Annotated in this window: 18 protein-coding genes; 8 read left to right on the top strand and 10 right to left on the bottom strand. The window is 60.6% G+C overall.

What is annotated here, in order from left to right:
- Positions 1-132 precede the first annotated feature (132 nt).
- Together ACZZ0D_RS08540 and ACZZ0D_RS08535 are read right to left on the bottom strand one after the other, a co-directional pair.
- Positions 133-2,244: a hybrid sensor histidine kinase/response regulator gene (locus ACZZ0D_RS08540; protein WP_463552927.1), complete on the bottom strand. Its 2,112-nt coding sequence runs from the start codon at positions 2,242-2,244 to the stop codon at positions 133-135.
- A 134-nt stretch (positions 2,245-2,378) separates the two neighbouring features.
- On the bottom strand, positions 2,379-3,068 hold the full coding sequence (locus ACZZ0D_RS08535) for a GntR family transcriptional regulator (protein WP_053120886.1): 690 nt from the start codon (positions 3,066-3,068) through the stop codon (positions 2,379-2,381).
- Positions 3,069-3,208: 140 nt separating this feature from the next.
- Here ACZZ0D_RS08535 and ACZZ0D_RS08530 point away from each other — a divergent pair, with 140 nt between their 5' ends.
- The 7 genes from ACZZ0D_RS08530 to ACZZ0D_RS08500 all read left to right on the top strand — a co-directional run bounded on the left by ACZZ0D_RS08530 (position 3,209) and on the right by ACZZ0D_RS08500 (position 10,643).
- Positions 3,209-4,294, top strand: coding sequence for an ABC transporter ATP-binding protein (locus ACZZ0D_RS08530; RefSeq protein WP_053120888.1), 1,086 nt, complete (start codon positions 3,209-3,211; stop codon positions 4,292-4,294).
- A gap of 1 nt (position 4,295) precedes the next feature.
- The gene (locus ACZZ0D_RS08525; protein ID WP_053120890.1) at positions 4,296-5,213 is read left to right on the top strand and encodes an ABC transporter permease; all 918 of its coding nucleotides are present in this window, start codon (positions 4,296-4,298) and stop codon (positions 5,211-5,213) included.
- The gene (locus ACZZ0D_RS08520) at positions 5,210-5,998 is read left to right on the top strand and encodes an ABC transporter permease (RefSeq protein ID WP_053120891.1); all 789 of its coding nucleotides are present in this window, start codon (positions 5,210-5,212) and stop codon (positions 5,996-5,998) included. Before ACZZ0D_RS08525 ends, ACZZ0D_RS08520 begins: the two co-directional genes overlap by 4 nt.
- Before the next feature lie 18 nt (positions 5,999-6,016).
- A complete protein-coding gene (locus ACZZ0D_RS08515; protein ID WP_053120894.1) occupies positions 6,017-7,069 on the top strand; it encodes an extracellular solute-binding protein in 1,053 nt (350 codons plus the stop codon).
- 219 nt (positions 7,070-7,288) lie between these two features.
- Positions 7,289-8,485 carry an amidohydrolase family protein gene (locus tag ACZZ0D_RS08510; protein WP_463552926.1) on the top strand — a complete coding sequence of 399 codons (1,197 nt, stop codon included), beginning with the start codon at positions 7,289-7,291 and terminating at the stop codon, positions 8,483-8,485.
- Entirely contained in the window at positions 8,482-9,969 is a 1,488-nt protein-coding gene (locus ACZZ0D_RS08505; RefSeq protein ID WP_463552925.1) for an amidohydrolase family protein, read from the top strand. Before ACZZ0D_RS08510 ends, ACZZ0D_RS08505 begins: the two co-directional genes overlap by 4 nt.
- A gap of 11 nt (positions 9,970-9,980) precedes the next feature.
- Complete coding sequence (locus ACZZ0D_RS08500; RefSeq protein WP_463552924.1) at positions 9,981-10,643, top strand: flavin reductase family protein; 663 nt, start codon at positions 9,981-9,983, stop codon at positions 10,641-10,643.
- 129 nt (positions 10,644-10,772) lie between these two features.
- Here the strand turns inward: ACZZ0D_RS08500 and ACZZ0D_RS08495 are convergent, their stop codons facing one another.
- The 8 genes from ACZZ0D_RS08495 to ACZZ0D_RS08460 form a co-directional block, all read right to left on the bottom strand.
- A complete protein-coding gene (locus ACZZ0D_RS08495) occupies positions 10,773-11,432 on the bottom strand; it encodes a DUF799 domain-containing protein (RefSeq protein ID WP_053120902.1) in 660 nt (219 codons plus the stop codon).
- Positions 11,429-11,797 carry a DUF4810 domain-containing protein gene (locus ACZZ0D_RS08490; protein ID WP_463552923.1) on the bottom strand — a complete coding sequence of 123 codons (369 nt, stop codon included), beginning with the start codon at positions 11,795-11,797 and terminating at the stop codon, positions 11,429-11,431. Before ACZZ0D_RS08490 ends, ACZZ0D_RS08495 begins: the two co-directional genes overlap by 4 nt.
- 32 nt (positions 11,798-11,829) lie before the next feature.
- Positions 11,830-12,516: a CsgG/HfaB family protein gene (locus tag ACZZ0D_RS08485; RefSeq protein WP_172680119.1), complete on the bottom strand. Its 687-nt coding sequence runs from the start codon at positions 12,514-12,516 to the stop codon at positions 11,830-11,832.
- A 259-nt stretch (positions 12,517-12,775) separates the two neighbouring features.
- The gene (locus tag ACZZ0D_RS08480; RefSeq protein ID WP_463552922.1) at positions 12,776-15,874 is read right to left on the bottom strand and encodes an error-prone DNA polymerase; all 3,099 of its coding nucleotides are present in this window, start codon (positions 15,872-15,874) and stop codon (positions 12,776-12,778) included.
- Positions 15,850-17,265 (bottom strand): Y-family DNA polymerase, encoded by a 1,416-nt coding sequence (locus ACZZ0D_RS08475; protein ID WP_463552921.1) that lies wholly within the window; start codon positions 17,263-17,265, stop codon positions 15,850-15,852. Before ACZZ0D_RS08475 ends, ACZZ0D_RS08480 begins: the two co-directional genes overlap by 25 nt.
- A 7-nt stretch (positions 17,266-17,272) precedes the next feature.
- The gene (imuA, locus tag ACZZ0D_RS08470) at positions 17,273-17,890 is read right to left on the bottom strand and encodes a translesion DNA synthesis-associated protein ImuA (RefSeq protein ID WP_400749627.1); all 618 of its coding nucleotides are present in this window, start codon (positions 17,888-17,890) and stop codon (positions 17,273-17,275) included.
- Positions 17,890-18,507 carry a transcriptional repressor LexA gene (lexA, locus tag ACZZ0D_RS08465; protein ID WP_282358780.1) on the bottom strand — a complete coding sequence of 206 codons (618 nt, stop codon included), beginning with the start codon at positions 18,505-18,507 and terminating at the stop codon, positions 17,890-17,892. Before lexA ends, imuA begins: the two co-directional genes overlap by 1 nt.
- Positions 18,508-18,706: 199 nt before the next feature.
- Entirely contained in the window at positions 18,707-19,624 is a 918-nt protein-coding gene (locus tag ACZZ0D_RS08460; protein WP_053120915.1) for a LysR family transcriptional regulator, read from the bottom strand.
- Positions 19,625-19,727: 103 nt separating this feature from the next.
- Between ACZZ0D_RS08460 and ACZZ0D_RS08455 the strand changes: the two genes are divergently transcribed.
- Positions 19,728-21,470, top strand: a complete 1,743-nt coding sequence (locus tag ACZZ0D_RS08455; protein WP_463552920.1) for an amidohydrolase — start codon at positions 19,728-19,730, stop codon at positions 21,468-21,470.
- Positions 21,471-21,637 lie beyond the last annotated feature (167 nt).

Genomic DNA, 21,637 nt, shown 5'->3' with positions numbered 1-21,637 from the left:
CGCTCCCCTGCATTTTTTCCAGTTCAACCACATTCTCAGGGTTTACGACTGCTGCGCAGCCGAACGGGGATAAATCCCCTCGCCACAGGTAACTCCCTACAGAGCTCGAGTAGGCTCAAGGTTCTGTCCCAGTCAGGCATTAAGCACCGCACGAATCATCTGCAACATCGCTTCCGGGCTGTACGGTTTGCTCAGCAAATGCGTGTCCGGGCTCAACTGGTGATTGCGCGAGATGATGTCGCGGGTGTGCCCGGAGGTGAACAGCACCGCCACCGCCGGTATCTGCACTTTGGCCCACGCCGCCAGATCCGAACTCTTGATCAACCCCGGCATGACCACGTCGGTAAAGATCAGATCCACCTCGATCCCTTCCAGCAACATCTGCATCGCCACATCACCGTTACCGGCCGTCAACACGCGATAGCCTTCCTCGCGCAGCAACTCGACCGCCGAGGCACGCACGGCGTCGTTGTCCTCGACCACCAGAATCGTCTCATGCCCGCCGCCCTGCAGATTCTCCACACTCGGAGCCTCATCGCGAACCGGGCGCAGACTGCGCGGGAAGTACAACTGCACCCGCGTGCCCTCGCCGACCTGGCTGGCAATCTCGACATGCCCGCCACTCTGTTTGACGAAACCAAAGACCATGCTCAAACCCAGCCCCGTGCCTTGGCCATCAGCCTTGGTGGTGAAAAACGGTTCGAACACCTGCTCGAGAATCTGCGCAGGAATACCGGCGCCGGTATCGCTCACCGCCACGCGCACAAACTCGCCGGGGACGATGCCTTTACCCGCGCAAAACTCGCTGTCGAGGCGCACGTTGGCGGCACTCAAACCAATCGTGCCTTCGCCCTTCATCGCATCGCGGGCGTTGATCGCCAGATTGAGAATGGCGTTTTCCAGTTGATTGCGGTCGACGTTGATGTGCCACGGCTCTGCCGGTAATTGCACATCGACCTGAATGGTTTCGCCCAGCGCGCGCTGGAGCAATTCGCCGACGCCATCGAAAATCTGCTGCGGATTGCACACCGCCGGCGACAGCGGTTGCCGGCGGGCAAACGCAAGCAATTGCGAAGACAGTTTGGCGCCACGCTCCACCGCTGCCAGCGAGGCACTGACGCGGCGCTGCACGTTGGCGTTATCCGGTTCATGCCGAGCGAGCAAATGCAGATTGCCGGCGATCACTTGCAGCAGGTTATTGAAGTCGTGAGCCACGCCGCCGGTTAGGCCGCCAATCGATTCAAGCTTCTGCGACTGGCGCAGTTGTTCCTCAGCCGCCAGGCGTGCCTCGACTTCATTGGCAACGCGCTGTTCAAGATTGCGGGTAAATTTGAGCAGAGACTCTTCGGCTATCTTGCGCTCATGAATGTCGATCAGTACGCCGGGGAAGCGCAGCGGTTCGCCGTTCTCGTTGAACTGGCAAGCGCCGCTGGCCAGCACCCAGAAATAGCTACCGTCGCCGCGACGAACCCGATATTCGGCGTTGTACGGCTCGCCGGTCTGCACGCACCGGGTGACTCGTTCCTGCACCCAGTCGAAGTCATCCGGGTGGATGCGCGACTCGGCAACGTCCTGAGACAAATTGCTCAGATCCTGATCCGGCGGGTAGGAGAACGTGCGGGCAAAACGCTCATCCGCGGACAGCCGGTTGTTTTTCACGTCCCACACGAATGAACCGACCAACGCCCCCGCATTCAATGCCAGACGCACGCGTTCGTTATCGGCGCGATAGGCGTTTTCGGCCTCTTGGCGCAGTCTTTCGGAAATCACGAACTCGGTGGTTTCCACCACCATTGCCATCACCCCGGCAGGCGCTCCGGCATCATTGGAAACGGGACTGTAATAGAGATCGAGCCAAACCTCCTCGGGGACACCATCGCGCAGCAGTACCAGCGCCTTGTTGCGAAACGACAAGGTACCGCCGGCCAGGCACGTGTCGACTACATGGCGGTTGAAATCGGCAACTTCTGGCCAGCCCAACTCCACGGGGGAGCCGAGCAGATACGGATGGCGACCACCGGCAAATTCCGAATAGGCGTCGTTGTAGATCATGTAGCCGGCATGACCCCAAAGCATGACCATCGGCAGCGGCGAGGCCAGCATCAATTGCACCGCGCTGCACAGGCTCGCCGGCCAGGTATTCAGTGGGCCCAGTTCAGTGTGGCTCCAGTCGAACGCGCGGATACGTTCGGCCATTTCGCCTTGCCAGCCATCACAGCCGTGGCTATCGGATAAAAACTGCATCGACTGACTCGGTGTCCTGTGGTGGTTGCCCGATAAATCGCGACGCCAGAACGACGCGACGCCCGTCTGTTTCGAGCGTCTTCAGTCGTATTGGTTTCATAAGAGGTATAGCCGATTTCGTCCCCGCTCGGAGACTAGACCCCGATCAGGTGCTTGAGCGGATGGTAGCCAGTTTTCATCTTCGCGGCGACGTCGAGAATGGCTTTTTCGATGCCGTTCAAATGCATGCAGGTCAGCTCGATGGCAGCGCTCTGGTTGCCGGCCTCGATGTATTCGATCAGGCGCAGGTGTTCGTCATCGCGGCACACTTCATGACTGTCGTCGTCCAGTGCGGCGGCATACAGCGAGGCGCGCGAGATCAGCTTCTGGAACCAGTCGAGCAACACCGGGTTATTGAGGCTGCGCGCCAGTTTGATGTGGAACTCGCCGAGCAGATGAATCAACCGTTCGTGGTCACCGGCAGCGTGCGCTTCGTCTTCCAGCAATAGATGTTCACGCAAGTCCTGCATCGCCGCGCTGTCCTTGCGTCGGCACAGTTCAGTGACGATGCCGATCTCGATCAGACGGCGGGTTTCGAACAGCGAACGGATCTCTTCATTGCTCGGCAATGACACCGACGCACCTTTGTTGGGCTCGGTGGTAACCAGGCCATCGGCCTCCAGTTGCTTCAACGCGGCGCGAACCGACGTGCGGCTGACATTGAATAAATCGGCCAATGAGGCCTCGCCCAGCTTCATCCCCGGGCGCAACGAGCGCTTGCTGATCGCCTCGTAAACCCCTTGGTAGACGCGGTCGACCGTGGTTTCCAGTTTCTTCTCGGTCATTCAAACACTCCTTTAGCGTCGGGCAACCAACCCCTGGCGATCGCTGGCCAAAGAAAAAGGGGGTTGCACACGCAGATTAATCCGGGTATTTCTAAATTGCATTCAGATATTGCATACAATAAATAGAGGATTGCACCAATATGGGTCAACCAATAGCAATTGAAGTGCGCAACGTCTCAAAACGGTATTCCGATGATCCAGGCCTCGCGCCGGCCCTCGACAATGTTTCGGTGAACATCGCCGACAACGAATTCTTTACCCTGCTCGGCCCTTCGGGCTGCGGCAAAACCACCCTGCTGCGCACCATCGCCGGCTTCGAGCACGTCAGTGAAGGCGAGATTCGTTTGGCCGGTGAACCGGTCAACGATCTGCCGCCATTCAAGCGCCGGGTCAACACGGTGTTCCAGAGTTACGCGCTGTTTCCGCACATGAGTGTGGCGCAGAATATCGCCTTCGGCCTCGAGATGCAGGGTCTTGATCGCAAGTTGATTCCGGATCGCGTCAACGAAATGCTCGCGCTGGTGCAAATGGAGCATCTGGCCGGGCGCAAACCCGCGGAATTGTCCGGCGGCCAACAGCAGCGCGTGGCTCTGGCCCGGGCCTTGGCGCCGAAACCGAAAGTGCTGTTGCTCGACGAGCCGTTGTCGGCGCTTGACCTCAAGTTGCGCAAAGAAATGCAGGTCGAACTCAAGCGCGTACAGAAAGAAGCCGGGATCACCTTCATTTTCGTCACCCACGATCAGGAAGAAGCGCTGACCTTGTCCGATCGCATTGCGGTGATGTCGGCCGGCAAGATCCTGCAGATCGGCACCCCGACCGATATCTACGAGCACCCCAAACACCGTTTCGTCGCGCAGTTTATCGGCGATATCAACTTCTTGCCTGGCCAGCTCAAGCACGGCGAACACAACGAAAAACTCTTCGTGCCCAACGGCATGCCAATCGAAATCCCTTGTCAGCAGCAGAGCTTCGCCGGCAGCAGCGTGCAACTGGCGTTTCGCCCGGAGCGCTCGCAACTGGTCGACGCCAGCCAGCCGCATCACCTGCGTGGCGTCATCGAAGCGGTGCTCTACGTCGGCACGGCGACGCTGTACCAGTGCCGCCTGAACAACGACATCAAAGTCATGCTGCGTGAAAACAACGAAGGCCTGAACCCCGGCCGCGCGGTCGGTGAACGCGTCGCCGTGCACTTGCCGCCGCACGCCTGCCTGTTGATGGAGGCCTGAGATGAGCGTCAGCAGCACTTCCCCTGCCCTCAACCGCGCGCTGTTGCTCAGCCCGGTGGTGTTGACCCTGCTTGCCCTGATCGCCATTCCGCTGGGGATCATGGGCTACATCAGCCTGCTGCCGCGCAACACCTACGGCGGCGTCGACTGGCAAGCGCCATGGCAACTGCAAAGCTACGTGCAGCTGTTTTTTCAGGAAGGTTTTGACGGTGAACTGGAACTGAACTGGGTCTATGCCCAAGCGTTGCTGCGCTCGGTGCTGCAGGCCGGCGGCACCACCGTGTTGTGTTTCCTGTTCGGGTTTCCGGTGGCGTTGTGGATGTCGAGCCTGACCCCGCGCCGACGCAATTTGATGGTGTTGCTGATCACCATTCCGTTCTGGACCAACCTGCTGATTCGCAACTACGCGTGGTTGATCATCCTGCGCGAACACGGCTGGGTCGCGCAAAGCCTTAACGCCCTGTTCCCCAGCGCCGGCGGCATCACCCTGCTCTACAACGATTTCGCGGTGAGTGTCGGTCTGGTCTACAGCTTCCTGCCGTTCATGATTCTGCCGATCTATTCGACGCTGGAAAAACTCGACTGGCGTCTGGTCGAAGCCGCTTACGACCTCGGGGCGAATCGCTGGCACGCGTTGCGCCGGATCATTCTGCCGCTGTCGATGCCCGGTGTGATCGCCGGTGCGTTGCTGGTGTTTGTGCCGAGCCTCGGCGCGTTCATCACTCCGGCGATTCTTGGCGGTGGCAAGACGCTGATGATCGGCAACCTGATCCAGCAGCAGTTCGGCACCGCGCGCAACTGGCCACTGGGCAGTTCGCTGTCGTTCCTGTTGCTGGCGATTCTGCTGGTGTCGCTGGTGCTCTATGCGCTGTACAGCCGCCGCGCGGCGAAGACCATCCATCGGGGGGCGAAAGCATGATTTCCCTGCACCTGAAAAAACTCCCGGGCACCCGCGAAATCAGCCTGCTGATCCTCGCCTATCTGTACCTGCCGATCTTCGTGTTGATCGCTTACAGCTTCAACGCCAATCGTTCGGCGACGGTGTGGACCGAGTTTTCCTTTGCCTGGTACGGGCGGATTCTGGCCAATCCGTCGATTCAGACGGCGGCGCTGAATTCGATCATCGTCGCCACCATTGCCACGGTCTGCGCCACGGCGATTGCACTGCTCGCAGCGCTGGCCACGTATCGGCCGTTCTATGGACAGAAAATGGTCGAGGGCGGCATCAACCTGCCGCTGATCCTGCCGGAAATCGTCACCGCAGTGGCGACGTTGCTGCTGTTTATGGCACTCGGCATCAAGCTCGGTTTGCTCACGGTGATCGTCGCGCACATCGGCTTCTGCATTCCCTTCGCCTACCTGCCAATCCGTGCGCGGCTCAATGATCTGGACAAGAGCCTGTTGGAAGCGGCGAACGATCTTTATGCCAATCCGTGGCAGGTGTTTCGCCGCGTGACCTTGCCGCTGCTGTGGCCGGCGGTGTTGTCCGGTGCGGTGCTGGCGTTCGTGGTCAGCCTCGACGATTTCATCATGACCTTCTTCGTCGCCGGGCCCGGTTCGACAACGTTGCCGGTGTACATCTTCTCGGCAATCAAGGCTGGCGTGACGCCGGAGATCAATGCGATCTCGACACTGATGCTGCTGATTTCCATCGTCCTGGTGGTGCTGGCCTTCTGGCTGGGCCAACGCGGTAAACAACAATAAATCTGGAGCGCTCTGTTCATGAAAATCAAAAGCATGCGGTTGGCAATGTCCGGTCTGGCCCTGAGTTGTTTCACCGCGTTCAGCGCCCACGCCGCCGAACCGAAAGAGCTGTTTTTCTACAACTGGACCGATTACTACCCGGTCGAATTGTTGGCCAAGTTCGAGAAGGAAACCGGGATCAAGGTGACCATGGACGGTTACGACAGCAACGAAACTTTGCTCGCGAAATTGCAGGCCGGCGGCGCTGCGTATGACGTGATCGTGCCGTCGCAGTCGATCATGCAGACGTTGATCAAGCAGGATCTGTTGATGGAAATCGACACGCCGACCCTGAGCAATTTTCAGTACGTCAAAGAACCGTTCCGCGATCCGAGTTTCGATCCGGGGCGCAAGTTCTCGGCGCCGTATTTGTGGGGCACCACCGGGTTCTCTTACGACAGTGCGCGGGTGCCCGGCGGCAAACTGGATGACTCGTGGAAAGAGTTCTTCGAACCGCGCAAAGAGCTGCAAGGCCAACTCGCCGCGCTGGATACGTCGAGCAGTGTGATCAACGCCGCCAGCCATTACCTGAACGTCGACGAATGCAGCGAAAACCCGCAGGACGCCAAACGCATTCTGGAATTGCTGCAAAAGCAGAAGCCGTTTTTGAAGATGTACAGCTCCGACAACACCGTCGACCGCATGGCCTCGGGCGAGGTGATCATGATGCAGAACTGGAACGGCTCGACCGCCCGGGCGACCTTGCAGAAGAGCACGATCAAGTACGTCTATCCGCGTGAAGGCGTGGCGATGTTCCAGGACAACTTCGCCGTACCGAAAAGCGCGCCGCACCCGGGTAACGCGAAGATTTTTATCGACTGGATGATGAAGCCGGAGAACGCCGCCGCCGTGTCGAACGCCATTGCTTACGCCAACGGGATTCAGAGCGATTCGTTGCTTGATCCGAAGTGGAAGGTGATGGACGCGATCAACATGCCAGAGGAGTACGCCTCGCGTCTGCGCCCGGAGAAGGAATGCAGCAACAAGGCGCGGGAGCTGCAGGATCGGATTTGGTCGAAGCTCAAAGGTTGATCCGAGACCGCTGCCCTCACCCTAGCCCTCTCCCAGAGGTAGAGGGGACTGACCGAGGTGTCTTGCGCCATACGCCGACCTGAAACAACCAGTCGACTATGGATTCAAAGCAAATATTCCAAGTCGGTGTATCTCTCCAATATCCCCCATTCAGTCCCCTCTCCCTCCGGGAGAGGGCTAGGGTGAGGGAAAAAATCCAAAGACCTGAACGAGGTTTGTATGACCCAGCCACACTGGCTACGCAACGTGCGCCCCTACGGCGCCGCCGCCGAAGACCTGCTCATCGAAAACGGCCGCTTCTCTCAGCGCCGTCCGGCGTCCAACGCGCCCGTGGCTGCCACCGACATCAACGGCCAACACCAACTCCTCACCGCCGCATTGGTCGAAAGCCACGTCCACCTCGACAAAACCCTCTACGGCCAACCCTGGCGCCCAAACAGCGCGGGGCCGACGCTCAAGGACTACATCAGCAACGAGCGCCGCATCCTCCGCGAAGTCACCGCGCCCATCGCCGAACGCGCCGGTGCGCTGCTGGAAAATTGCATCGCCCGTGGTTCGCTGACCATGCGCTGCCACGTCGACATCGACCCGGAATTCGGTCTGCGTCACGTCGAAGCCATGCAGCAATTGCGCGAACGCTACAAAGACCTGATCGACCTGCAACTGGTGGTGTTCCCGCAAACCGGTTTGATCAGCCGCCCCGGTACCGCCGAACTGATGCGTGAAGCAATGGCGCTGGGCGTGGAAAACGTCGGTGGGCTCGACCCGTGCGGCATCGACAACGACCCGATCGCGCAGCTCGATTTCGTTTTCAAACTCGCGGCTGAATTCGGCCGTGGCGTCGATATTCACCTACACGACAAAGGTGAGCTGGGCCTGTGGCAAATCGCGCTGATCGCTGATTACACCGAGCGTTTCAACCTGCAAAACCGGGTGATGATCAGCCACGCCTACTGCCTCGGCATGCTGCCGTGGAGCCAGGTGAAACCGGTCGCCGAACGTTTGGCGGCGCTAGGGATTTCGCTGATGAGTTCGGCGCCGGCCGACACCGCAGTGCCGCCGTTTCTCGCCTTGCGCGAGGCCGGCGTCAATGTCTGCCTGGGTTCCGACGGTATTCGCGATGCGTGGTCGCCGATGGGCAATGGCGACATGCTCGAACGGGCGATGTTGTTGGCGTTTCGCTTTGATTTGGGCAAGGACGATGAGCTGGCGGCGGCGTTCGAGGCGGCCACGGTAAATGGTGCGCGGGCGCTGGGTATCGAGGATTACGGTTTTGCAATTGGTCAGCGTGCGGACTTCTTGCTGATGCCGGTTGAGACGCTGGGCGAGGCGGTCGTGGCGCGGCCGTTGCGTCAGGTCTATCGCGGTGGCGCGTTGATCGCCGAAGGTGGCCGCTTGCTGAGCAGCCGTCTGTGAAACGCATCGGTCTCAAGGCCAGTTGCGTGGTCGGTTTCAACGGCGCGCAACATGTGCTGTGGCGCGACGGTGAAGTGGTGTTTTCGGGTTCCCGTATCGAATTCGTCGGGCGCGGTTATGCCGGGGCGGTGGATCAGTGGATCGATTACGGCAATGCGCTGATCGGCCCTGGCTTCATTGATCTCGACGCGCTGGGCGATCTCGACTCCACGGTGTTGACGCTGGACAACGGCGACGAACGCGCCATGGGCCGCATGTGGTCATCCGAATATCTGGCCGCCGGCCCGCGTGAGACATACAGCGCCGACGAAGAAGTCTTCAAATACCGCTACGCCTTCACCCAGTTGATCCGCAACGGCATCACCACGGCCATGCCGATCACCTCGATGTACTACCGCGAATGGGCGGAAACTTACGACGAATTCGCCGCTGTTGCAGACGTTGCCGGTGAACTGGGTTTACGCACTTACCTCGGCCCCTGCTACATGAGTGGCATGAGTTATTGGCAGGCCGACGGCACCTTGGCCCATCACTGGGATGAGGCTCGCGGGCTGGCCGGACTGGATGCGGCAGAACGGTTTTTCAAGGATTTCGACGGCGCCCATGACGGTTTGATTCGTGGCGCGCTGCTGCCGGATCGTATCCAGACCTGCACACCCGCATTGCTGCAACGCACCGCCGCGCTGAGCCGCGAACTGAATGCGCCGATGCGTCTGCATTGCTGCCAGGCGCTCAGCGAAGTGGCGATGGTCGAGCAGTTGCGCGGCGCGTCACCGCTGGAGTGGTTGCAGCAACTGGACTTGCTCACGCCGCGCAGTCTGTTGCCGCACGGCATCTACACCGCTGGCGACGATGATCTGCAACGGCTGATCGACGGCGGTGCGAGTCTGGTGCATTGCCCGTTGGTGTTTGCCCGTGACGGCGAAGCGCTGAACTCGTTCGGTCGCTACCGCGCCAAGGGCATCAACTTCGCACTCGGCACTGACACCTGGCCGGCGGATCTGCTGGAAAACATGCGCCACGGCTTGAACATTGCGCGGCTGATGGAGGGCGGCTCGGCGCTGACCAGCAGCCTCGATCTGTACAACGCCGCGACCCTCGGTGGCGCGCGGGCGTTGGGTCGCGATGACCTCGGTCGACTGGCCCCCGGCGCCAAAGCCGACATCACCGTATTCAGTCTGCGCGGCCTTCATCTGGGGCCATTGTTCGACCCTTTGAAAAACCTGCTGTTGGCCGGGCGCGGCGACGATTGCGTCGCCAGTTACATCGACGGTCGTTGTGTGATGCACGACGGTCAGGTCACCGGCGTCGACTACCCCGCCCTGCAACGTCAGGCCCAACTTCAATACGAAAAACTCATGCGCAGCCACAGCGACCGCGCGATTACCCGGCCGGACTGGAAAACCCTGTTCCAGCCGTCCATTCCGTTCGCCGATGACTACAGCGCCGACGCGCCATTGAGCGCCATCGATCCACTTTCCTAGAGGTTTTGCCCATGCACAGTTTCGATTTCAGCCAGCTCAGCCCACGGGAAAAATACAAGATTCTCATTGGCAGCGTCGTGCCTCGGCCGATTGCGCTGGTGACCACCATCGATGGCGAGGGCCGGATCAATGCCGCGCCGTTCAGCTTCTTCAATGCACTGTCGGCGGATCCGCCGATTCTGGCGCTGGGCGTGGAGAACTATGGCGATCAGAGCCCGAAAGACACCACGCGCAATATTCAGCTGAATCAGGAATTCACCGTGAACATCGTCAGCGATGCGTTGGTGGAGGCCATGAACGTGTGTGCCGTGCCGTTTGCTCCGGGTTTCGATGAGTTGACCGCTGCAGGCCTGACGGCGATTCCCGGCACCACGGTGAAATGCCCACGCATTGGTGAGGCGCCGGTGGCGCTGGAGTGCCGGCGGATGATGGCGCTGAACATCGGTCAGTCGCGGGAGATCATTTTCGGTGAAGTGTTGATGGCGCATGTGCGCGATGAACTGATCGATCCGAAAACCTTGTACATCGATCAATTGGGGCTGGATGCGATTGGGCGCATGGGCGGCCATGGTTATGCGCGCACCCGTGATTATTTCGACCTGCCGACCCGCTCGTTGCAAGCGTGGACGGAAACACCGGGCGGTGGCGAACGGTTTTGGCCAGCCGCCAAATAAACCAACAGAGAAACACCTTTCCCTGTGGGAGCGGGCTTGCTCGCGAAAGCGGTGTATCAGACAAATAATCGTTGAATGACAGACCGCCTTCGCGAGCAAGCCCGCTCCCACAAGGATTTATGTTGCTTCTTAGTCAGTGCCGTATTTCGGCGAGCGCGGGCCGTACAGCAAACCTGCGTGCTGACCAGCCGAGAGCAGACGATTGCTCGCCACACCGGCAATCGGGTAACCGGCATCGGTCGAACTGTTGATGATCTGCTTCACCGCTGCGGTGATCAGCATGCCGATCAAACCGCCGCCACCGTTGTTGCCGCCCTCTTCACTCGACGCCCGCGCCGAACCGGTCCACAGCGTGGTGCCGCTTTTCAGATCCACCAGTTTCGCCGTCGCGGTCACGGCGGTTTCACTGCTGATCACCAGATAACGCGTGCCGTACTCGGTCACGGTGATATACAGCGCCGCGTCCGCACCGAAGATTTCCTTCAGTTTGTTCGGCGGTGCCTGATGGATATCGTCTGGGGTGGTCAAGCCGTTCTGGCGGAAAGTTTCATCCACCAGCGCAATCGGCAACACGTAGTAACCGGCCTCGGCCAGCGGGAACGTCACTTGCGACAGCAGACTGTAAGAGGCCTTCACATCCGGCGAAGTGTTCAGCGGCGGCAGCACCAGAATGGTCTTCGGGCGTGCCTGTTTGTACGCCGAATAGTCCACGGTTTTTGGCGCTACGCAGCCGCCGAGTACTGTCAGGGCCAAACCAGCGGCGAGTAACTTCAGGGTACGCGAGATCATTTGGCGTCTCCGGTCTTGGCGTTTTTAAGCAGAAAATCCATGTACGGGCCGGACTCGGGGAACAGCGCTTTCTCGGTGTTGAACTGCTGCACCATCTGATCGTCCTTGCCCATGCTCAGGTAGAGCAAGCCAAGGTGGGCGTGGTAACCCGGCGGCACGGCTTTGCCGGTGGAGCGAATCTTTTGCAGGTCACGTTCGAGCACTTCGGCCTGCGCTTCTTTCGGCTCTTCGCCTTTGAAGTATTCGTAGACCTGCGGTTGGTAATCTTCCCACTGGTACAGGGTTTTCGGGCCGGCACAACCGGCCAGCAAGGCACTGGCGGCCAGCGTCAGCGCCATCAGCGCGCGCGACAACGTCGAATTCATGGGTGTTGCTCCTTGCAATCAATGGGCGTCGATCAGTTGCCCGGCTTCCAGGCACCGGCGTTCATGCCATCGACCAGACGATTGATCGCCTCGCGCATGGCCAGGTCCAGTACTTTGCCGTTGAGGGTGGAGTCGTAGGCTGCGGTGCCGCCAAAGCCGACGATTTCGCGGTTGGACAAGGCGTACTCGCCGGCGCCTTGCGTCGAGTACACCACTTCGGAAGTGCTGATGTTGACGATATTCAGGTTGACCTTGGCGTACGCAATCTGGGTTTTGCCACGGCCAAGAATGCCGAACAGCTGGTGATCGCCGATCTCTTTGCGGCCGAACTCGGTAACGTCACCGGTGACCACGTAATCAGCACCCTTCAAGCGCTGGGCCTGGCCCTTGATCGCCGCTTCCTGCTGGATCTCGCCCATGTTGTCGCGATCCAGCACGCTGAAGCGGTTGGTCTGCTGCAAGTGGGTGATCAGGATGGTTTTGGCCTGGCCGCCGAGACGATCGACGCCATCGGAGAAGATCCCGCGCATGTAGCTGGAGCGGTTGTCGAACTTGCCCACGGCCATCGGCACACGAACGCCAGTCCAGACTTGAGAGGCGCTTTCAACCTTGGCCACTGGCAACGCGCGCGAGCTTTCCGTGGCGCAACCGGCAAGAGTGCCGGCCAACGTGCCGAGCACGGCAATGGCAACGCCTGAGACCAACATCCGGGAGATCATTCTCACTGCGTATTCCTTCTTGAAAAACGGTGTGTCCCGGCACGGCGACGTGGGGTGGGAGCTTGAAAGGGGCGGCATTATGACAAAGTGCCATCATTGCGAACAGATATTTTTGACGCCAACGAAATGGCTGATTTGGCCATACACAAAATCAACTGTGGGAGCGGGCTTGCTCGCGAAAGCGGTTTACCAGACACCAAATTTTTTGAATGACAGACCTTTTTTGCGAGCAAGCCCGCTCCCACAAGGGGGCAGCGTATTAGTGGAAATCGCGGCTTTGCACACGGATGCCGTTGAGCAGTGGGCTGAGGTCGCTCAGGCGTCCGGCAATCAAATGGCGTACTTCGCCTTGGCGCTCCCAGCGGCCATCCACCTTGAGCAGTTGCGAACCGACCAGCACCTGCCGCTGACGCTCAGCCAAGTCGCGCCAGACCACCACGTTGACGTTGCCGAATTCATCTTCGAGGGTTACGAAGGTCACGCCACTGGCGGTACCCGGTCGTTGCCGCCCGGTGACCAGTCCGGCAACGCTCACCGGCCGGCCATGCTCGACATCGAGCAACTCCTGCGAACTGCGGCAGCGCAGTGCCTTCAATTCACTGCGCAACAGCGCCAGTGGATGCGGGCCCAGCGTGGTGCCAATCGTTGTGTAGTCCGCGTGCAAATCCTCACCGACGCTCGGCTTGGGCAGCACTACATCAGGCTCTTCCTGGCTCGGCAAGCCGGCAAATAATCCCAGTTGTTTCTGCACCCCGGCGACTTCCCAACGTGCTCGATGCCGGTGCCCAGCCAGGCCGCGCAACGCGCCGGAATCCGCCAACAACGCCTGCGCCCGACTGTCGAGCGCGGCCCGTTCGCCGAGGTCGGCGATGTCGGCAAATACTCCGCGCGAGCGTGCAGCTTCAATGCGCCGGGCATCGTCTTCGCGAAAGCCCTTGATCATGCGCAGGCCCATGCGGATCGCCGGTTGTGCCCCGGCAATCGGTTCCAGGCTGCAATCCCAATCACTGGCGCGCACATCGACCGGGCGAATCTGTAAATGATGCCGGCGTGCGTCTTGCAGGATTTGATCGGGGCTGTAAAAACCCATCGGCCAACTGTTGATCAGCGCACAAGCGAACGCCGCCGGTTCGTGACACTTGAGCCAGCAACTGGCGTAGGTCAGTAAGGCAAAACTGGCGGCGTGGGACTCAGGGAAACCGTAGCTGCCGAAGCCTTTGATTTGCTCGAAGATCTGCGCAGCGAACTCAGGTGTATAGCCGTTTTTCTTCATCCCGGCGGCCAGTCGTTCCTTGTGCGGTTCGAGTCCCCCGTGACGTTTCCACGCGGCCATCGAACGGCGCAACTGATCCGCCTCACCGGGGCTGTAATCGGCGGCGACGATGGCGATCTGCATCACCTGTTCCTGAAACAGCGGCACGCCCAGGGTTCTTTCCAGAACGACCTTGAGTTCTGGCGACGGGTAGGTTTCCTCTTCTTCCTTGTTCCGGCGGCGCAGGTACGGGTGCACCATGCCGCCCTGAATCGGCCCCGGCCGGACGATGGCGACCTCAATCACCAAGTCGTAAAACGTCGCCGGTTTCAGGCGCGGCAGCATCGACATCTGCGCCCGCGATTCGATCTGGAACACGCCGATGGTGTCGGCGCGGCTGATCATCTCGTAAGTCGGTTTGTCTTCGGAAGGAATCGTCGCCAGGCTCAAATCCTGATTGCGATGCCTGCGCAGCAGGTCGAAGCAGCGGCGAATCGCACTGAGCATGCCGAGGGCAAGAATATCCACTTTGAGCAGGCCGACCGCGTCGAGGTCGTCCTTGTCCCACTGAATGATCGTGCGGTCGGCCATCGCCGCATTTTCGACCGGCACCAGCATGCTCAGCGGTTGCTCGGAAATCACGAACCCGCCGGGGTGCTGCGACAGGTGCCGGGGGAAACCGATCAATTGGCCGGTCAGGCTCAATACCCGCCGTAGCACCGGGCTGTCAGGGTCGAAGCCGCCCTCAAGCAAACGCTCCAGCGGTGGCGTTTCGTCGCTCCAGTGGCCGCAACAATCGGCCAGCGCGTTGATCTGATCCGGTGGCAGGCCCAAGGCCTTGGCCACGTCGCGTACGGCACCGGCCGCGTGATAGGTGCTGACCACCGCCGTCAGCGCCGCACGATGACGGCCATAACGGCGAAACACGTATTGCAGGACTTCTTCGCGGCGTTCGTGCTCGAAGTCGACGTCGATGTCTGGCGGCTCGTTGCGCTCTTTTGACATGAATCGCTCGAACAGCAGCGTGGTGTGATCCGGATTAATCTCGGTGATGCCCAAGGCAAAACACACCGCCGAGTTGGCCGCCGAGCCACGGCCCTGACAGAGGATTTTTTGCTCGCGGGCAAAGCGCACCACGTCATGCACGGTGAGGAAGTAGCTTTCGTAGCCGAGCTCGGCGATCAGCTGCAATTCCTTGTTGATCTGCCGCAACACCTTGAAGGGCGCGCCCTTCTTCCAACGCCAGGCGATGCCCTCTTTCGTCAGTTGGCGCAACCAGGAACTGGCGCTGTGCCCCTCCGGCACCAACTCTTTCGGGTACTGATAACGCAGTTCACCGAGGTCGAAAGTGCAGCGCCGGGCCAGAGTCACCGACGCGTCCAGCAGTGCTGGCGGATACAGTTCGCGCACCACCTCGACACTGCGCAAATGCCGCTCGCCATTGGGATGCAGGCGCAACCCGGCCTCGGCCACCGGCACGTGATGACGAATCGCAGTCATGGTGTCCTGCAGGGCGCGCCGACCACGGGCGTGCATGTGTACATCACCGCTGGCCACGGCGGGAATCTGCAGTTCGCCGGCCAGACTCAACAACCTCGCCAAACGCTGCTGATCGTCCTGGCCACGATGCAATTGCACCGCCAGCCACAGGCGCTCGCCGAACGTCTGCTTCAGCCAGCGGCCCTCTTCCACGTCATCCAGCGAGTCCGGCACCCACAACACCAGCAACCCCGGTGGCGGCTCGCTGAAATCTTCGCGCAGTATCTGATACTGACCTTTCTGGGTGCGCCGCCGGGCACGGGTAATCAAGCCGCACAGCGACTGATAACCGGCGAGACTCTCCACCAACAACACCAGTTTCGGGCCGTTTTCGATGCGCACTTCACTGCCGATAATCAGCGGCAGCTCAACCGACTTCGCCGCTTGCCAGGCCCGGACGATCCCGGCCAGCGTGCATTCATCGGTGATCGCCAGCGCCTGATAGCCGTGTTTTTTTGCCCGTTGAAACAGCTCAAGGGCACTGGAGGCACCGCGCTGGAAACTGAAGTTCGACAGGCAGTGCAATTCGGCATAGCCGTCATTCATGCGAACCAGCCTTGCAGCCACAACGGCCCGCCCTCACCCACCGCGCGATACGCCCAGCCTTGCTGACCGGCGCGGTTCTGGATCAGGTAATAATCGCGGCGTACATCGTCACCGTCCCACCAGCCCGATTCGATGCGTTCCGGGCCCATGAGAATCCGCGCCGAACCTTGCGGCACACTCTGCGGCTCACCGAGCAACCAGCCCGGACGGTGCACGCCGGGCAACACGGCGCAGCGCTGTTTATCGACGCCGTGCTGCCAGGCGCACTCCGGTCGATGATCAGCCTGAAAGCGCAAACCCTGCACCGCGTCATCACCCAGACGCGCACGCAGGCGTTCGCGCAACTGCTCCCACGGCAGCGTCTGCTGCGGGCGGTCATCGAACAGCTCCTGAAACTGCGGGACGAAACTCGGCAGATCTTCGGCGCGCAGACGAAAGCCGCGCACCGGCGCCTCAACCTGCACTTGTTCCAGCCGCCCACGGGCCAGTTCGAAAAGCATCGCCGGATCACGTTCGGCGCTGAGCAGGCCGACTTTGATTACGGTGTCCGGCAGCCCGGCATGTTCCAGATGCAGATCAAAACGCTGCACGCCGCTGTCACGCCCACAAAGGAACGCCGACAGATCACCGGTCAAACGCCGTAACGGGAACAACAAGGCCTGATGCGATTGCACGTCGAAGTTGAGTTCGATGCGCACGTCAAAACGATCCGGCGGCAGGTAAAACTCCAGCGCCAGTGGTCGTGCACCGAACAAGGTGTCGAGGTGTTTGAGCATCTGCGCTTCGAAACGCCGCGCCAGTGCCTGACGCGGCAGGCTCTGCACCTGACTGAGGTTGCGCAGGCCCATGCGCGACAACGCCGTGGCCACGCCCGGTTCCAGACCGACGCGGTCAACCGGCAACTGGCCTAGGTGATGCTGCAAAGCTTCGCCGTCGGGCACCACTAAACCGTCGTAAGCATTGGCCAGCACCCGCGCCGCCACTGGATTGGGGGCGGCAACGATGCGATGGCGGAAACCCAACGCGGTCAGTTCCTTGCGCAAACGCGCTTCTAACTGCGCCCAGGAACCAAACAGACCCAGGCTGGACTCGATCTCGAACACCACGGTGCGCGGGTAATGCACGCTGACCTGCGCGCTGAAACCGTAAGCCCACGCCGCGAGAAACTGCTGCCAGTGTTCGACTTCGGCGGCCTCGTAATCGGCGGTAGCAAAACCTTTGCTCATCGCCTGAGCGGCGGTCATCGACTGTCCGGCACGCAAGCCAAGTTTGCGCGCTGCCGGGTTGACTGCTTGCAGCACTCGCCGCTGAGCCGGGCCGCTGAGCAGCACTAACGGTTCATCCGGATCAGCGCGCTGACGCAGCACCGCGTCCAAGGCCAATTGCGGAAAAAGAATACAGACCCAGCGCATGCTGACCTCAATGACCCACGGCAAAGGCAATCGGCGTCGTACGCGCCAAGCCGCCACGGCACTTGAGCACGCGCAATTGTGCGGGTTTGGCGTCGATGGCGATGCGCAACGCCGCCGGTGACGGGTTGACCGCTTCGCTCAATGGACGCCAAGCGAATGCGAGGGTCTGACCGGTTTCCGCCGCCACCTGCAAACGCCGCAACGCACGATCATCGGCCTTGTGCGGCCAACACAGCACCGCGCCGCAACTGCCTGAACGCAAACACTGTTCCGCCGCCCACAAGGCATCGCGCTCACTGGCCTGAATCACTGACAACTGGCGCAAATCGACCCCGGCGCTTTCCCATGCCTGCGGGTACGGCACGAACGGCGGCGCCACCAGCACAATACGCTCACCCGCCGCCGACAATCGCGCCAGCGTCGGCCAGACCAGTTGCAGTTCGCCGACACCGGGGCCGGCCAAGAGGATTTCACTCAACGCCGCTTCCGGCCAGCCACCGCTGGGCAGTGCCGCGTCCAGCGCTGCATGTCCGGTCGGTTGCGGGCTGGCCGCTGGTGGCGCAGGCCGGCCCTTCCAGACCTGGCCGCCATTGAACAGCGTATCCAACGCAACGACGGCGCCCATCAGCCTTGCCTCACCAGACCGCAGAACACCCCTTCGATGGCCAGATCCTGATCGTCACGCACGACAATCGGCCGATACGCCGGGTTGCGCGGCAACAGCCGCACTTCATCGCCAACCCGTTCGAAGCGTTTGATGGTGACTTCACCGTCGAGGCGCGCCACGACAATCTGGCCGTTGAGCGCTTCGGGATTACGTCGCACGCCAACCAGATCACCGTCGAGAATGCCATCCTCGATCATCGAATCGCCTTGCACCCGCAGCATGTAATCGGGTGTGCGCGAGAACAGCGCCGGGTCGAGCATCAAGCGGCTATGGATCTCGGCATCGGCGCCAATCGGCGCACCGGCAGCGACGCGGCCGAGCACGGGAATGTCGAGCAGTTCGGGGCGCGGTGGCTGACCGAGCAAACGAATGCCCCGGGCCTGATTGGGATTGACCTCGATAAAACCGGCTTCAGTGAGCGCGAGCACGTGCTTGCGCGCCACGCTGCGCGAGGCAAAACCAAAAGCCTCACTGATTTCAGCGAGGCTTGGGGGCTGACCGTGTTCGGCGATTCGATCGCGGATAAAGGTCAGGATGGCGGTACGGCGGGGAGTGAGGTTTGTCATGGAGTACATTTGTACTCTTTTGGCCTTTTCCTGACAAGCGCCGCCAGTCCGGATCCCCGGAAATCCATGTAGGAGCTGCCGAAGGCTGCGATCTTTTGATCTTTGATCGTTCCCACGCTCCGCGTGGGAATGCAGCCCGTGACGCTCCGCGTCACTGGACGCAGAGCGTCCCCAGAGGCATTCCCACGCAGAGCGTGGGAACGATCAATCAGCTCAGGCCACGTTCGGCTAGGAATTCGGCGATGTAATCAATGAAGGCGACAACCTTGGCCGTGGCCCGCCGATGACTCGGGTACACCGCCAGAATGTGCGGGCCAAAGGTGTCGGGATCGATTTCGTAATCAGCCATTACCCGCACCAGTCGCCCGTCGGCAATGTACGGCGCGGCGCTCCACAGCGGCGTGTGCAGCAATCCTCGTCCGGCCAACGCACTGGCCAGCAACAAATCGTAATTATCACTGCGCAACAACGGCGCGGTGGGTTGCGCCAGACTCAAACGCTGGCCATCACGCTCGGCCCACCAGAATTCGCGGCTAAGCAACGGATGCTGATAAAGCAGCCATTCATGCTGTTCAAGGGTCTGCGGATTCACCGGCAAACCCTTGCGCGCCAAGTATTCCGGGCTGCCGCACAGCGCCAGACGATTGCTGCCGACCACCCGCGCAATCAGCCCCGGCAAATCATCGTGGCCCTCGCGCAACGCCAGGTCATAACCACTTTCCAGCAAATTGACGAATGCATCGCACAGATCCACCTGCAGGCTGATTTGCGGGTATTGCTGCAAAAAGCCGTCACACACTTGATCGAGAAACGCCCGCCCATAGGCCAGCGGCGCGGTGATTTTCAGGCTACCGCGCAAGCCGTGCTGCAACTGCTCGATTTCCTCGCTGGCCTCGTCGAGCCGCTGCAACACCAGCCGCGCGGTTTCCAGGTACACCCGGCCGATTTCCGTGAGCAGAATCCGCCGCGTGCTGCGCTCGAACAGCCGCGCGCCCAGCTCCGACTCCAGATGATTGACCGCTTTGGTCAGCGCCGACGGGGTCTTGCCCAACTGCTCGGCGGCGCGGCTGAAACTGCCGAGCTGCGCGGTGACCACGAACATCTTTAATGCGCCCAACTTGTCCATGCTTTTTCCATTCAGGCAAAAACGTTTTTCGTGAGGGAGGAGTTCTGTCAGCCGCTGACAGCCACTAATCTCGCCATCAGACGCAATAACAAGGAAATCTTCAATGAAAAGATTCATCCCGAGTCTGTTGGTAGTCGCTGTAAGTTTTGCCTCGATGGAAGCCATGGCCGCCCCTGATCTGATCCTGCTCAACGGCAAGATTTTCACCGCCGACCGCGCGCAACCCAAGGTGCAGGCCCTCGCCGTAGAGAACGGTAAAGTGCTGAAGGTCGGTACCGATGCGCAAATCAAAGCCCTGATCGAACCCGGCACTCAAGTCATCGACCTCAAGGGCAAAGCGTTGATGCCCGGGCTGATCGACAGCCATTCCCACGCAATTTTCGGTGGATTGGAAATGACTTCGGCGAACATGGAAGACGAAGTCGTTGAGCTCGACGAACTGCAAAAGCGTCTGCGCGACTGGCGTGCAGACGGCAAGGCGAAACACGGCGACGTGCTGAGCATTGCCGGCATGAGTTCGGTTTATTGGGCGCAGGCAGAGGCCTTGGGCAAAACCTTCAACAGCGGCGAATGGGCCGATGTGCCGGTGGTGTTTATCGGCAGCGACCACCACACGGCGTGGGCCAACGATGTGATGCTCAAGCGTGCCGGGATTGACGCGGCCCTGCTGAAAACCCTGCCCGACGCGGAAAAAGACACCATCGGCAAATTGGCCAGCGGCGAGCCGAACGGTTTTGTGGTCGATGCCGGTTGGGATCGGGTCGCCTCGAAAATGCCGGTGCCAAGCCCCGCCGACATGTTGAAGGCCGCGAAATCAGCGGTGCGCTACAACAACAGCCTCGGCATCACCGCGTGGATGGATCCGGCCGCCAACGCCGCACCGGGCGAAGCGGTGTTCGCGCTCAAACCCACCGAGAAAACCGTCGGCGTGCTGCCGGCTTATAAAGCGTTGTCGGAAAGCGGCGACATGAGTGTGCACGTCGCGGCGCTGCTGGTGGCCAATCCGAAAAGCGTGCCCGCCGATCTCGATACGCTGGATAAGGTGCGCCAGCAATTTCGGGGCATTCCCAACCTGACCCTGCCCGGCATCAAGATCTTCGCCGATGGCGTGATCGAATTCCCGGCGCAAAGCGCGGCGATGATCGATCCGTATAGCAACTCGCACAAACAGGGCGAACTGCTGATCGACCCGCAGCACTTCGGCGAACTGGTCAGCGCCATCGACAAACGCGGCTGGCTGGTACACATCCACGCGATCGGCGACCGCGCGGTGCGTGAATCGCTGAACGGCATCGCCCAGGCACGCAAGGATCGCCAGAGCGGCGTAACTCACTCGATCACTCACCTGCAAATGGTCAACCCGAAAGAGTTCGCCCGTTTCAAACCGCTCAACGTCATCGCCTCGATGCAGTTGCTGTGGGCCAGCGCCGACGACTACACCACCGACATGATCAAGCCCTACGTCAGCGCCCTCGCCTTTCGCTATCAGTACCCGGCGCATTCGCTGCTGAAACAAGGCGCGACAATTGCCGGCGCCAGTGACTGGCCAGTGTCGACGCCGAACCCGTTCAACGCCATGGCGCAAGCGATCACCCGCGTCGGCCCATTGGGCGTGCTCAATGCTGACGAGCGTCTGGATCGCGACACCATGTTCTACGCCTACACCGTCAATGCGGCGCGCACGATTGGCCTGGAGAAACAGATCGGCTCGCTGACGCCGGGCAAGCAGGCGGACTTTATCGTCCTCGATCGCGACGTGTTCAGCGTCGACAACAAAGCCCTGCATGACACCCAGGTGTTGCAGACCTGGTTTGGCGGCCGTCAGGTCTACACCGCCGAAAAATAACAACACTGTTCCCCTTGTGGGAGCGGGCTTGCTCGCGAAAGCGGTGGTTCAGTCAATGAAGATGTTGAATAGACTGGCCTCTTCGCGAGCAAGCCCGCTCCCACAGGATTTGTGTGGGTGGCAGGGATCGCATTGCCACCCGCATTTTTCGTACTGCCCCAACAATA

This window comes from Pseudomonas sp. AC193 (assembly GCF_979258075.1).
This window is presented reverse-complemented; position numbering and strand designations above follow the sequence as displayed.